At 58.5% G+C, this 12,874-nt stretch carries 12 protein-coding genes and 1 tRNA gene; 3 read left to right on the forward strand and 10 right to left on the reverse strand.

Translation table 11 applies throughout. The features are described from left to right. Positions 1-288: 288 nt before the first annotated feature. From D7241_RS17345 to dapA, 7 genes are all read right to left on the reverse strand, one after another. Positions 289-708 (reverse strand): hypothetical protein, encoded by a 420-nt coding sequence (locus D7241_RS17345; RefSeq protein ID WP_408102578.1) that lies wholly within the window; start codon positions 706-708, stop codon positions 289-291. Positions 709-716: 8 nt separating this feature from the next. Further along, complete coding sequence (locus D7241_RS17350; protein WP_408102579.1) at positions 717-2,168, reverse strand: GMC oxidoreductase; 1,452 nt, start codon at positions 2,166-2,168, stop codon at positions 717-719. Between the two features lie 194 nt (positions 2,169-2,362). Further along, positions 2,363-3,010, reverse strand: a complete 648-nt coding sequence (locus D7241_RS17355; protein ID WP_408102580.1) for a hypothetical protein — start codon at positions 3,008-3,010, stop codon at positions 2,363-2,365. A 355-nt stretch (positions 3,011-3,365) separates the two neighbouring features. After that, positions 3,366-3,455, reverse strand: a tRNA-Ser gene (locus D7241_RS17360). A 142-nt stretch (positions 3,456-3,597) separates the two neighbouring features. Continuing rightward, positions 3,598-4,467 carry a phosphoribosylaminoimidazolesuccinocarboxamide synthase gene (locus D7241_RS17365; protein ID WP_408102581.1) on the reverse strand — a complete coding sequence of 290 codons (870 nt, stop codon included), beginning with the start codon at positions 4,465-4,467 and terminating at the stop codon, positions 3,598-3,600. A 135-nt stretch (positions 4,468-4,602) separates the two neighbouring features. Continuing rightward, positions 4,603-5,703: an outer membrane protein assembly factor BamC gene (gene bamC, locus D7241_RS17370; RefSeq protein ID WP_408102582.1), complete on the reverse strand. Its 1,101-nt coding sequence runs from the start codon at positions 5,701-5,703 to the stop codon at positions 4,603-4,605. A gap of 39 nt (positions 5,704-5,742) precedes the next feature. After that, complete coding sequence (gene dapA, locus D7241_RS17375; protein WP_408102583.1) at positions 5,743-6,621, reverse strand: 4-hydroxy-tetrahydrodipicolinate synthase; 879 nt, start codon at positions 6,619-6,621, stop codon at positions 5,743-5,745. 220 nt (positions 6,622-6,841) lie between these two features. Here dapA and D7241_RS17380 point away from each other — a divergent pair, with 220 nt between their 5' ends. After that, the gene (locus D7241_RS17380; RefSeq protein WP_408102584.1) at positions 6,842-7,402 is read left to right on the forward strand and encodes a glycine cleavage system protein R; all 561 of its coding nucleotides are present in this window, start codon (positions 6,842-6,844) and stop codon (positions 7,400-7,402) included. Positions 7,403-7,416: 14 nt separating this feature from the next. Next, positions 7,417-7,890, forward strand: coding sequence for a peroxiredoxin (locus D7241_RS17385; protein WP_255978930.1), 474 nt, complete (start codon positions 7,417-7,419; stop codon positions 7,888-7,890). A 160-nt stretch (positions 7,891-8,050) separates the two neighbouring features. Here the strand turns inward: D7241_RS17385 and D7241_RS17390 are convergent, their stop codons facing one another. Continuing rightward, positions 8,051-8,302, reverse strand: a complete 252-nt coding sequence (locus tag D7241_RS17390) for a sulfurtransferase TusA family protein (RefSeq protein ID WP_408102585.1) — start codon at positions 8,300-8,302, stop codon at positions 8,051-8,053. Positions 8,303-8,409: 107 nt separating this feature from the next. On the opposite strand from D7241_RS17390, the gene D7241_RS17395 reads away from it, so the two are divergent. Further along, positions 8,410-9,840 (forward strand): M48 family metalloprotease, encoded by a 1,431-nt coding sequence (locus D7241_RS17395; RefSeq protein WP_255978934.1) that lies wholly within the window; start codon positions 8,410-8,412, stop codon positions 9,838-9,840. Positions 9,841-9,931: 91 nt separating this feature from the next. On the opposite strand, the gene nadA is transcribed toward D7241_RS17395, so the two are convergent. Both nadA and D7241_RS17405 read right to left on the reverse strand, forming a co-directional pair. Beyond that, positions 9,932-10,990, reverse strand: coding sequence for a quinolinate synthase NadA (gene nadA, locus D7241_RS17400; protein ID WP_255978936.1), 1,059 nt, complete (start codon positions 10,988-10,990; stop codon positions 9,932-9,934). 344 nt (positions 10,991-11,334) lie between these two features. Continuing rightward, positions 11,335-12,831, reverse strand: coding sequence for an acetyl-CoA hydrolase/transferase family protein (locus D7241_RS17405; RefSeq protein ID WP_408102586.1), 1,497 nt, complete (start codon positions 12,829-12,831; stop codon positions 11,335-11,337). Between the last annotated feature and the right edge of the window lie 43 nt (positions 12,832-12,874).

The following is a 12,874-nucleotide window of genomic DNA, read 5'->3' on the forward strand; positions in this document are numbered from 1 at the left end:
ACGAACAACGCCAGATAGCTACGGGGGCAAGATGAACCGGGACTACACCAGGCAATATCACCAGCTACGTACCCATATTGATCGCATGCTCGGCAACGGCGCGGTGATCGCGGAGAGAGCACCCCTCACGATCAGACGTGGGGATCAGCTTTTTCGGGTCTCATGCGGGATGTTGATTGGCGAGCAGGCGCTCGCCGATCGCTAAAGAAACGAGCCAACCCAACTGCACGCCGAGGCATGAACAATGCTGCCTCTTCGCAATTGTCGAGCGCCGTCGCACAGTGTGCGTCAGCTCAGCCCATCGAATTTCGCGTAAGGATTGCTGCAGGGCAGTCTGTAGCCGAGAAATGTCACGGCGGGATTCGCTTCGTGCTGGCGTCGCAGGTAGTCGGTCGAAACCATGAAATCCGTCAGCAACCTGCGCTCGAAGTTATCCACGCGAAGATCGGTATAGGCGCTACCGACACCAGTCTCCTGACGAATCTTGTACAACCCCATCAACGCCGTGAGCTTCTCCGAACCATGGTGTCCGGCCAACGCATCGACAAACTTTCGCTGATCTTCTGCGGCCATCTGGAAGTCACCAACGAGCTGGTGCAACAGCTCAGGGATGAACGCCTGACGGTCCTCATACACCCAGGCTGCCGAACCGACGGCAGCAAGACCAAGAGTGGCGGCGGATGACAGCAACAACGTACGACGCTTCATGGCATTCCTTAGCTATACAGTAGATCGGCAGCGCGAATGGACAAGGCCGCGGCGGTCAGGCTGGGATTCGCCGGCGAGCAGCTCGGGTAGGTTGCCGTCCCTACCACTACCAAATTCCTCATTTGATGATGCAGCATTTGGCCGTCAACCACCGAGCCGTCATCAGCCTGCCCCATACGCAGCGTGCCCTGAACGTGCGACTCGGTCAGTCGCCACTCCCTGAAATTGATCGACTCGACCGGCAGCGGCGCGAGTAGCTTTTCCAGGCTATCCAGGCCGTATTGCACCCCCTTCATGCCGTAATCGGATTCGCCGCGATAATCGATGATCGCCTGTCCGCTTTGCGGATCGATGACGACGCGGTTCTCGATGTTCGGCAAATCCTCGCTGACCAGCATCAGTGGCAGCGTCTGGTTCCAACGGCCGCGCTCCGGACGCAGGCCGTAGGGCCAGCGGTTCTCGAAATAGACCAGGCAGGCCGAGTGATCCTTGCGGAAATCACCGTCGTAGAGCGAATAGTTCAGCCCGGTGGTGATGGTGCTGCCATCGAAATTGCCGAGGCCGTCGAGGTAAACCTCGACGTTAGCGCCGACCTGCTCATGCAGGCCCATTCCGGTTTCGCCGAAGGCGATGTCCGAGCGCAACAGGATCGCCGGGCTTTGAATAGCGTTGGCGCCCAGCACGAACAGATCGCCGAAGACCTTGAACTCGGTACCGTCGGAAAGAAGCGTCGCTCCCTTGATGTTTTTGCCCTCGTATTCGAGCGTGCGCACCTCGGTCTTCAGGCACACGTCCACCTTGGGATGGCTATACAGCTCGGCCAGGCCGTTCTGCGCGGTGAATTTGGCGTTGACCGGGCACCGGTTGCAGGTGGCATTGGCGCAGCAAACCCCTCGGGTTCCCGTGGACACGCGGGCACGCCCGGTCGGCATGATGAAGTGGTGATCAGGCATCGCCTCCTTCATCAGCATGTCGATCGAGGACCCCTTGTGGGGAGGCTGCGGAAATGGCTGGCTGCGCGGCAACACCTTGGCCATGTCCGGGTCACCAGCAATCGACATGATCTGCTCGGCCTGACAATAGTAGGGCTCGAGATCGTCGTAGCTCAGCGGCCAGTCGTTGCCGACCCCGTAACGAGTACGAGTAGCAAAGTCGCTGGGGTGCAACCGAGGGGTCTGTGAGAACCAACAATTCATGCCGCCGCCGAGCGCGATGGTGGTGTTCCAGGGCTTCTCGCCGCGATTATCGTAAGTGGATTCAGGTGCGATCGCCGAATTGCTCTGGGTCTGGATCTGCCAATCCCAGGGATGGAAATCGCCCCACTCGATGATCAGAGCGCGCCCGGTAAGATGCTTCAACGCTTCGGTAAGAAAGAAGCTGGAACCAAAACCAGACCCGATAACAATCAACTCATAATGTGCCTTATCGACATCCCTTGCGCTTACGCGGTTGATTTCCACGAAACTACCCTTCCATATCGCAACCTTGTCCGCGGACAAGCTGCCTGATCAACAATTCGCGCAGCCGCTACTCGCTGCGCGTCGCAAGCCTTTCCTAACCGCATCTGGGCTCCGCTCGGCAGCACGTTGCCAGGTTAAGGTGACCGGCCAGCTGTACTTAAGTTCCGCTCCGGTCGTTGCGTGTTGCCAGGCCGTCAATCATCAAGCGACTCCGACAGCCAGCGGCGTACTCTTCTGCGATCACGGCGCGACGTCAGCTGATGAGTGAAGGGACTCTCTGGAACCATCGTGCACTCTGCCTCGCCGAGATCGCGCAGGCGAAACCGACGCAAGACGCCCAGCGGGTGTCGCTCGGGGCCGTAGAACGCAACCGCGCGAATTTCCAGCGAATGAAATTGCCAATCACCAACCGGCCGGTGGCCTTCCAGCTTGATGCCATGCAGCTCCGCTACGCGTCGCAACATGTTCTGAAAGGTGCCGATGTGAGTGAACTCACCGCTACGCAGCGGGCCTTGGTGTGTGGTTTGGTGAATGATCAAGTCGGGGGATACATCGCCCTCCATGCTCTGACGAATGTCGGTGACATCGACCTCCAATGGCCCTTGGGAGGTTTCAATGGAAACCACCAATTGATTGATGAACATAGGCTCGGCGCTCATGTTGGAAATCAGACACAGCGAGCCCAGCCCCTTGCCGGCGCCACGGTTGATGATGAGACTCGGCTTGCGTTGCCGCCTGAAGTTCAATAGCAGCAGCTGTGCATAGAACACCCACACAAGAAGGGTGCTGCTGGAAATAATCAGCGAGATCAGTTGGTGATTGCTTGTTAGCCATTCGATCATCGGAAGCCTCAATGGGTTATCAGTTGCTGAGACAGCACACCGTCCACGCCGTGCCAACTTCGATCGCACGACATCGAGTAACAGCCATCTTGCGGATCGAGAACAAACGGCTATTAGAACCCGGCAGGGCTGATCCAGACGCACGCATGACCGAGCAAGTCGGCGACAACCGAACAGGATGAAGAGCGAAATGGCATAGAGAATGACGTAACGAGACAGGATCAGAGCGGAATAAAGCGGCGTCGAGCGGCCTAGAAATCGCTCTTTTTGCCCCAATTTTGCCCGAAGCCAGACTCCACAAAAGAAGAAGCCCCGCTGCGCGCTAGGCGGGGCGGGGCTTTCAGGTTTCGCAATATGGCGGAGAGATAGGGATTTGAACCCTAGGAACAGTTGCCTGTTCAACGGATTTCGAATCCGTCCCGTTCGGCCACTCCGGCATCTCTCCAGCGGCGCGCATCATAGCAGTTCGTAAGCGATTGTCGAACCCCCGCGAGCGTGCTTTTTTCTCGTTATTCAGCGTGTTGCGTTGGCCTAGGCCAGTTGCCTTCGGCGGTCGCTTAAGCCGGTTCTAGCCGAGACACGAGCGATCAGGCAGTCAGGCGCGTCAGTGCTTCGCGATACTTGTCGGCCGTCTTCTGGGCGACCTCGGCAGGCACCGGCGGTGCTGGTGGTTCCTTGTTCCAACCGGTGGATTCCAGCCAGTCGCGAACGAATTGCTTGTCGAAACTCGGCGGGCTGATACCTTCCTGATAGCTGTCGGCCGGCCAGAAGCGGCTGGAGTCGGGTGTCAGCACTTCATCCATGAGGGTCAAGGTGCCGTCTTCATCGAGGCCGAATTCGAATTTGGTATCGGCAATGATAATGCCGCGAGTGGCCGCATATTCGACAGCTGCGGCGTACAGCGCGATGGAAGTATCACGTACCTTCGCTGCCAATTGCTCGCCGATAACGGCTTCGCATTGTTCGAAGGAGATGTTCTCGTCATGATCGCCGACGGCGGCCTTGGTGGATGGCGTGAAGATCGGTTGCGGCAGTTTGGCCGCTTCCTTCAACCCGGCAGGCAACTGGATGCCGCAAACGGTTCCGTTCCTTTGATATTCCTTCCAGCCTGAGCCGACGATGTAGCCGCGTACGATGGCTTCAACTGCAACCGGCTTCAAGCGCTTGGCGACCACCGCACGGCCGTCCACTAAGGGCAGCTCGCCCGCCGCGACCACGTCTTCGACTTTGTCGCCGGTGAAGTGGTTGGGTACCAGGTACGCAAGCTTCTCGAACCAGAAGTTGGAGATCGCAGTGAGAATCTTGCCCTTCTCCGGTATCGGCTCGGAGAGGATCACGTCGAATGCCGAGAGCCGGTCAGTGGCGACCATAAGCATGCGCTTGTCGTCGATTTCGTACAGGTCACGGACCTTGCCCGAGTAGATTTTCTTCAAACTGAGGGCGTTTGGAGTAGTCATGGCGATTCTCGCGGTTACCGAACCATCGATACGCTGCCGAAATCAGCGAGCCGTAACAGTGGGTCTGTCATCAAACGAAACAGGCGAAACCGAATGGTTTCGCCTGGATTGGCTGGAGCTGGCTGCATCGAAGAATCAGCCCAGGTTGTCCTTGAGCATATTCAGCACGCGCCGCGCCACGTCCGCTGGGGCGATGGTATCGAGATCCTTATCGAGAGTGACTTGGATGTCGCCGTTCACATCCGTCACACGGAGCTGATAACGCTCGGCGCGGGCCTCGATCTCCTCACGGTCTGGCGCCCCGCCGAACAACCGGGAGAAGAAACCAGGCTCGTCGTCTGGATTCTCCGCGCCTTCGGCCAGGTTGATGTAATAAACGCCTAGGCTTCGATCCAGGTCTTCGACGAGGATGTCACTCGCGGCCAGTGCACGTCCGACACTCGACCAGGCGCGGTTGAAGTCGGTATCGAGTTGCAACACTGGAGTACCACTGCCGGCTTCGCTGAGAGTTACGCGGCTAGGTGCGTCGAACTCGCGCTCGGCCAGCAGGGAGGCCGAGCCGCCTTGCGCAGCGCTGTTGGTCAGGCCAGCCTGCAACTCGTCGAGCAGCACGCGATCAAGTTCAGCGTTGGCAGTCGTTTCAGGCCAGGCGACGTCGGCGCTGCTGCCTGCCGGACGCTGGACACTAAGCAAATAGATTTCACTGGTATCGCGCTGCACGCCCGGCTCAACGCGGACACGGACGCGGGTCTCGCCGTCGCCCAGACCGAGATTGCGCACTAGCGCCGGAGCCAGTTGATCACTCGTCTGCCAGGCGGTAATAAATTCACCGGTTTGAGGGCGCTCTTCGGCGATCTGGAAACCGTTGTCGGTAAAGAATTGCCGGGCCGCAGCCCAAACCAGCGAGGGCGCGCGCATCGCAATCAGCCAGCGTGCGTCTTCTGACGTCTGCAGGCTGAATTCGCTGGTTTCCTCGGCAATCAGCAGCCGCTGCGGGCGCGGCACTTCGTAGTCACCCGTAACGCGGGTATCAGACACCTGCTGGGGAATCGGTAGCAGTGGCTCGATCGGACGCAACTCGGTGCCGGCAGGGACTTGCATCGGAGCAACTTGCCGCGCTTGCAGATAATCGCTACCACGGTCGCGGAAATATCCGTCTTCGCCCCACAACCAGCCACAACCGCTGGTTCCAGAGATGATCAGGGCTAGGGTCGAGAGTCCGGCCAGTCGCTTCATGCGTGTTCCTTCATTAATAAACCAGTACACCGGATATCTTCAGGCCAGCACACCGGACTGGCGCATAGCCTGGCGCAGGGGTTCCTGGCAACGCTGGCTGAGCCAGGTCAGGGGCAGACGAATACCGTCAGGCATCAAACCCATTTCATGCAGCGCCCACTTCACCGGGATCGGGTTAGCCTCCATGAATAATGTCTGGTGCAGCGGCATTAGTAATGCATTGATCGCACGTGCCTTTTCCGCATCGCCGGCAATGGCGGCGGCGCATAGCTCGCTCATGGCACGGGGCGCGACGTTTGCGGTGACGGAAATATTGCCTTTGCCACCCATCAGCATCAGTTCGACGGCGGTAGCGTCGTCGCCTGAATAGACGAGAAATTCCTTACCGACGCGATCGAGCACTTCCTGGCCGCGCTTGAGGTCGCCGGTCGCTTCCTTGATACCGATGATGTTGGGCACCTTGGAGAGCCGCTCGACAGTCTCTGGCAGCATGTCGCAGGCGGTGCGACCGGGAACGTTATAGAGAATCTGCGGGATCGCCACGGCTTCGGCGATATGGCGGAAATGCAGATACATGCCTTCCTGGGTCGGTTTGTTGTAGTACGGCGTGACCAGCAGGCAGGCATCGGCACCTGCCGCTTTGGCATTCTCGGTCAACTCGACGGCTTCACGAGTGGAGTTGGCACCGGTTCCGGCAATAACCGGAATGCGACCGTTGACCTGATCCACCACCCGGCGGATCACCTCGATATGTTCAGGCACCTCGAGCGTTGCCGACTCACCAGTGGTGCCGACCGCAACGATTGCATTGGTGCCTTCCTGCAAATGGAAATCCACCAGCTTGCTCAGGCTATCCCAATCAAGGCCGCCCTGCGCGTCCATGGGAGTGACCAACGCCACCATACTGCCCGCAATCATGCAATCACTCCTGCCGGAAAAAGAGAGGCGTAATGGTACAAGGCTCCTTTGCGCTTTGCGAGTACGCTGGATGCATCCCTGTAACCAGACCGGCCACCGCGATATCGATGTACTTTTCGCACATAGCTCGTGCACGCATTCCCTCCGCTGGCGCTTTTCGCTACTCTTAGCCGTTTTCGGCTTGGCTGGCCGTCCGATTCACCTACGCCAGGAATGCTGCATGTCCACCCCCCCAGTACCCCGTGAACAGTTTCTCGTCATCAGCGCCATGGGCCGTAGCCCAATGGAGCTCACCAACGTGCTCTGCAGAGCCAGCAACGAGAACCGCTGCGCCGTGGTCAGCACGCGCCTGACCCGACATGGCGAGTGCTGTGCATTGGTTCTGGAAATAACCGGAACCTGGGACGCCCTCGCTCGCATGGAGACGGCGCTACCGGGTCTGGCAAAAAAACACGAGTTCATCACCAATGTGGTGCGCAGCGAAGCCCTGGAAACCCGCCCGCAGGCGCTGCCCTACGTTGCGTATGTCAGCTCGGTCTACCGTCCGGATATTCTCAACGAGCTGTGTCAGTTCTTTATTGACCACCGCGTCGAGCTCGAGAGCCTCACCTGCGATACCTATCAGGCGCCACAAACCGGCGGCACCATGCTCAACGCAACCCTGACCGTAACGCTACCGGCGGGTACGCAGATCAGCTGGTTACGTGACCAGTTCCTGGATTTTGCCGACGCGCTGAATCTGGACGCGCTGATCGAACCCTGGCGCCCGCAGAACCCTTGATAAGGAAGAAACCGATGCCCGTGGAAATCGACCAACCCGTTCCATCCTTCCAGGCTCAGGCGACCGGCGAGCAACAGATCAGCCCCGAAACGCTGAAGGGCAAGCAGGTGGTGTTTTACTTTTACCCAAAGGACAACACGCCGGGCTGCACCACCGAAGGCCAGACGTTTCGCGATCTGCACGAAGCGTTCAACGCGGCCAACACGCTGGTATTCGGTATTTCGCGGGACAGCCTGAAAACTCACGAAAACTTCAAGGCCAAGCAAGCGTTTCCGTTTGAGCTCATCTGCGACAAGGATGAACAGCTCTGCCAACTTTTCGACGTGATTAAGCTGAAAAAGCTCTACGGTAAGGAATACATGGGCGTAGACCGCAGCACCTTTCTTGTCGACAGCGACGGCGTCCTGCGTCAGGAATGGCGAGGCGTGAAGGTTCCCGGGCATGTCGAAGCCGTTTTGCAGGCCGCTCAGGCGCTGCATCAGCAATAAGCAGAAGGCCGGCGAAAAAGCTGGCCTTTCTCGTTTTAGATCATATTCGGTACCCGCTCGACCAGTCACCGATTGCTGGCGACCCTTGGGTAGAAGCAAAAGAGACTGCCATTCCACCAGATCCGCGGTAACTCGTTGTTAAGCATGTATTTTTCGGCTCTCAGGCCTTGCGCAGCCAGTAACGATAGAGCCCATCATCCACCTCCTCATGCAGCAACGCATGGCCGGCCAGCTTGGCAAAACTGCGCAAATCCCGCTGTGAGCCCGGGTCCGTCGCAGTAATCTTCAGCACCTGACCGCTGTTCAGTCGATTAAGCTCCAGTTTCGCCTTGAGCAGCGGCATCGGACAGTCCAGCCCAATCGCGTCCAGCTCGGCGTCGCAGGCAGCGCCGGGCGTACCCTGTTCAGTCATGATCATCTCCTCAAAAAGGGGCGCAGAATACCGAGCTGCACCCAGCCCTGGCCAGCTACCCAGACACAAGGCTACAGTAGCGTTCCTGCTTTGATGAGCCAGTCTGGATGAAATTGCTGCGCCCTACTCTGCTGACGCTAGCGTGCCTAATCGGGCAACCGGCTATGGCCAATGATCTGCCCTCCCTCGGCGATTCCAGCTCTGGCATCGTCTCGCCGGAACAGGAACATCAATTGGGCCGAGCCTGGCTCAGTCTGCTGCGCGGCCAGGTCCCGCAGTTGTCGGATCCTTTACTCAAGGATTATTTGGAGCGCAGCGTATATCGCTTGGCCGAGACCAGCCAGTTGCAGGATCGGCGCCTGGAATTCGTACTGCTCGACAGCCCACAGCTGAACGCATTTGCCGCACCGGGCGGCATCATCGGCGTCAATGGTGGGTTGTTTCTCCATGCGCAGACCGAAAGCGAATACGCCTCGGTGCTGGCACACGAATTGGCGCACCTCTCCCAACGTCACTTTGCCCGTGGCTTGGAAGCGCAGCAGCGCATGCAACTGCCATTGATGGCGGCGATGCTCGCCGGGGTAGTCGCGGCAGCGGCCGGCGCGGGCGATGCGGGTATCGCCGCGATTCTTTCGACCCAGGCCGCCGCTATTCAGGCACAGCGGCGCTTCTCCCGGCAGAACGAACAGGAAGCCGACCGCATCGGCATCATAAATCTCGAACGGGCCGGCTACGACCCGCGGGCGATGCCGGAGATGTTCGGTCGCCTGATGCGGCAGTATCGCTACGATCAGAAGCCGCCGGAGTTCCTCCTCACCCACCCGGTCACCGAATCGCGCATCGCCGACACCAAGAACCGCGCCGAGCAATATCCAGAGGGCGGAGTTGAGGACAGCCTGCGTTACCAACTGATGCGCGCACGAGTGGACCTGAAATTCGAAAGCACACCAGGGCTCAGCGCCAAGCGCTTCCGGGCCATGCTCAGCGAAGATGAGACTCTCGACGCTGCCCGTTATGGGCTGGCGTTGGCGCAGATCAAGAGCGGTCAGCTCGACGAGGCTGCCGCCAGCCTGCAACCGTTGCTGAAGAAGGAGCCGGACGACATCACTTACAACCTTGCCCAGATCGAGCTGGACATCACCGCGAATCGCCTTACCGCAGCACGCGAACGAACCCAACACCTGCTCGAGCTGTACCCCAGCAGTTACCCAGTGCGCCAGACGCACATTGACCTGCTGATCAAGGAGAACAAGCTGCAGGAGGCCGAGCGAGAACTGGACAAGCTGGTCGCAACCCGCCCCACGGATCCGGACATTTGGTACCAGGTCTCAGAGATCCGTGGCCTCACCGGAAATATCATCGGCCTGCATCAAGGCCGCGCGGAATTCTTCGCGCTGGTCGGCGATTACGACAAAGCGATTGAGCAGCTGGATTTTGCCAAACGCCGCTCGAACAACTTCCAGACAGCCGCACGTATCGACGCCCGACAGAAAGAATTGATCGAGGAGAAGCGAATGGTCGAGGAGATGTTGCGCTAAGACTTAGCAGCGCCGAACAAGGCGCCGCTTTCGATCAGGCATGAACGAAGCAGGCAATACAGGCGCAAAGCTCGCGCTGTGTCACGAGGAATCAGGCGTTACCGGCCTGTTTGATACGCGCCGCCTGGGTAAAGTCCAGCATCCGCTTGAGAGGCTTGATCGCTCGCGGGACTAGTGCAGGATCAACGAAAATCTCGTTACTGCCAGTACGCAGACAATGCAGGGTCCGTTCCAGAGTGTTCATAGCCATCCACGGGCAATGGGCACAACTGCGGCAGGCGGCACCGCTACCAGCAGTGGGCGCCTCGACAAACGCCTTGTCGGGACACAGCTGCTGCATCTTGTAGAAGATGCCGCGGTCGGTGGCGACGATAAAGGTAGGATTCGCCATCGTCTGCGCCGCCTTGATCAATTGACTGGTGGAGCCAACCGCATCCGCCAGCGCGATCACCGCTTCCGGCGATTCCGGGTGAACCAGAACGGCGGCATCGGGATACAATGCCTTCATGTCTTCTAGCTGCTTAGCCTTGAATTCCTCATGGACGATACATGCGCCATCCCATAGCAGCATGTCGGCACCGGTTTCGCGCTGCACGTAGCTGCCGAGGTGCTTGTCCGGCGCCCAGATAATCTTCTCGCCGTTGTCCATCAGGCTTTCAACGATTTCTAGCGCGCAACTCGATGTAACCACCCAGTCGGCCCGCGCCTTAACCGCCGCCGATGTGTTGGCATAGACAACCACGGTGCGTTCTGGATGCTGATCACAGAACGCCGAGAATTCCGCCACGGGACAGCCGAGATCCAGCGAACAGGTTGCGTCCAGAGTGGGCATCAGCACCCGCTTTTCAGGATTGAGAATTTTCGCCGTCTCACCCATGAACTTGACGCCGGCGACAACCACCGTCTTCGCCGAATGCTCATTGCCGAACCGAGCCATCTCCAGCGAATCGGAGACACAACCTCCAGTTTCCTCGGCCAGCGCCTGGATTACCGGATCGGTGTAGTAATGCGCCACGAGCACCGCATTCTGCCTCTTCAGCTCGACAGCAATATCGCTGCGCAACTGCGCTTCCTGCTCGGACGAGAGCGGCTTGGGTTGCTTGGCCGCCAAATGAGCCTGCACAAGAATGCGTTCGGGTATCTGCGTCATGGTTCGCGGGTCCTACAAAACACGTTATTGCATGAAATGGCCGAGTATAACTCGGTCAACCGGCCATATCGGACGAGGCAAGAGAAGGATGCAGCGCGGCACGCAGACCGACATCGCCCTGCCCGTTCAAGGGGGCAGGAATACTAGCCGAAGCATCTGCAAAAGGGGAAGCGAGGGATAGGCAGGCTACGCCCTTGCGTGGCCCGAAACAAAACCATCAGCATTCAGACGATGTGAAAAGCTGCTGCGCTCGGCTATGCGGCGTTAAACACAGGCTCGATTGCGCTCAGTCAAAAATCGTCATTGCAAAAGAAACCGCCGGCAATCGCCGGCGGTTATTTCGATCATGCGTCTTTGAGCATATGACCGCGTTCTTCCAGATTGATGTGCCAGTTCATGGCCTCACGCAGCATATGCGGAGTCTGACCACCTCTATCACAGGCGCCTTCGAAGTACTGGTTCAACGCATCACGGTAGGACGGATGCACACAATTATCGATGATCACGCGTGCCCGCTCGCGCGGCGCCAGACCACGCAGATCCGCCAGTCCCTGCTCGGTAACCAGAATTTCCACGTCGTGCTCGGTGTGGTCCACGTGCGCAACCATTGGTACGACGCTGGAGATATTGCCGCCCTTAGCGATCGACTTGGTCACAAAGATAGCCATATGCGCGTTACGTGCGAAGTCACCGGAGCCACCGATGCCGTTCATCATCTTGGTGCCACCGACGTGCGTCGAGTTGACGTTGCCGTAGATATCGAACTCCAATGCGGTATTGATACCCACAATACCTAGACGACGCACCAGCTCCGGATGGTTGGAGATTTCCTGAGGACGCAGCACCAGCTTGTCCTTGTATTTCTCCAGGTTGCCGAACACGCGATCGTTGCAGCGCTCGGAAAGAGTAATGGAGCAGCCCGACGCAAACTTCATCTTGCCAGCGTCGATCAGCTCGAACGTGCAGTCCTGCAGCACTTCGGAGTACATCACCAGATCTTCGAACGGGGAATCAATCAGACCGCACACTACGGCGTTGGCGATGTTGCCGATACCAACCTGCATCGGACCGAGGTTCTTCGGCATACGACCAGCGGCGACTTCCTTCTTGAAAAATTCAACCAGGTGGTTGGCGATTGCTTGGGTTTCGTCATCGGCCGGAGTAACAGTGGAGTAGGAGTCCGGCTGTTCGGTAATGACGATGGCAGCGATCTTCGCAGGATCAACCGGAATGGCCGGAGTGCCGATACGATCGTCTACCTTGGTCAGCGGGATCGGTCCACGGGCCGGGCGCTCGCCTGGGAAGTAGATGTCATGCAGACCTTCCAGGTTGGGGTTGTGCGCCAGGTTCAGCTCGATGATTATCTTGTCGGCGAATACGGCCAAGTTGGCTGAGTTGCCTACCGAGGTAGTCGGGACGATATGGCCCTGTTCGGTGATGCTCACGGCCTCGATGATGGTGACATCAGGACGCTTGATCTGATGGTTACGCATCTGCTCGACGGTGTGAGAAAGATGCTGATCAATGAACATGACCTCGCCCTGGTTGATCGCCTTGCGCAGGACGGCATCCGCCTGGAACGGCCCACGACGGGCCAGCAGGCCAGCTGCAGCCATCTTTCCGTCCAGATCATTACCCAGGCTGGCGCCGGTGATCAGGCTGATCTTCAGCTTCTCGTCCTTTGCGCGGTCGATCAATGCAAGGGGCACTGCTTTGGCCTCGCCCGCACGGGTAAAGCCGCTCATGCCGACAGTCATGCCGTCGTGAATAAGAGTAGCGGCCTCATGGGCGCTCATGACCTTGCTCTGCAGGGAGGACAAGCGGATGCGATCAGAATACATTTGAGCCTCAAACCAACGGAAAATCGGGAGGTCAAAGTCTATT

The organism is Stutzerimonas sp. VN223-3 (genome assembly GCF_045999685.1).
GTDB classification, from domain to species: domain Bacteria; phylum Pseudomonadota; class Gammaproteobacteria; order Pseudomonadales; family Pseudomonadaceae; genus Stutzerimonas; species Stutzerimonas stutzeri_AR.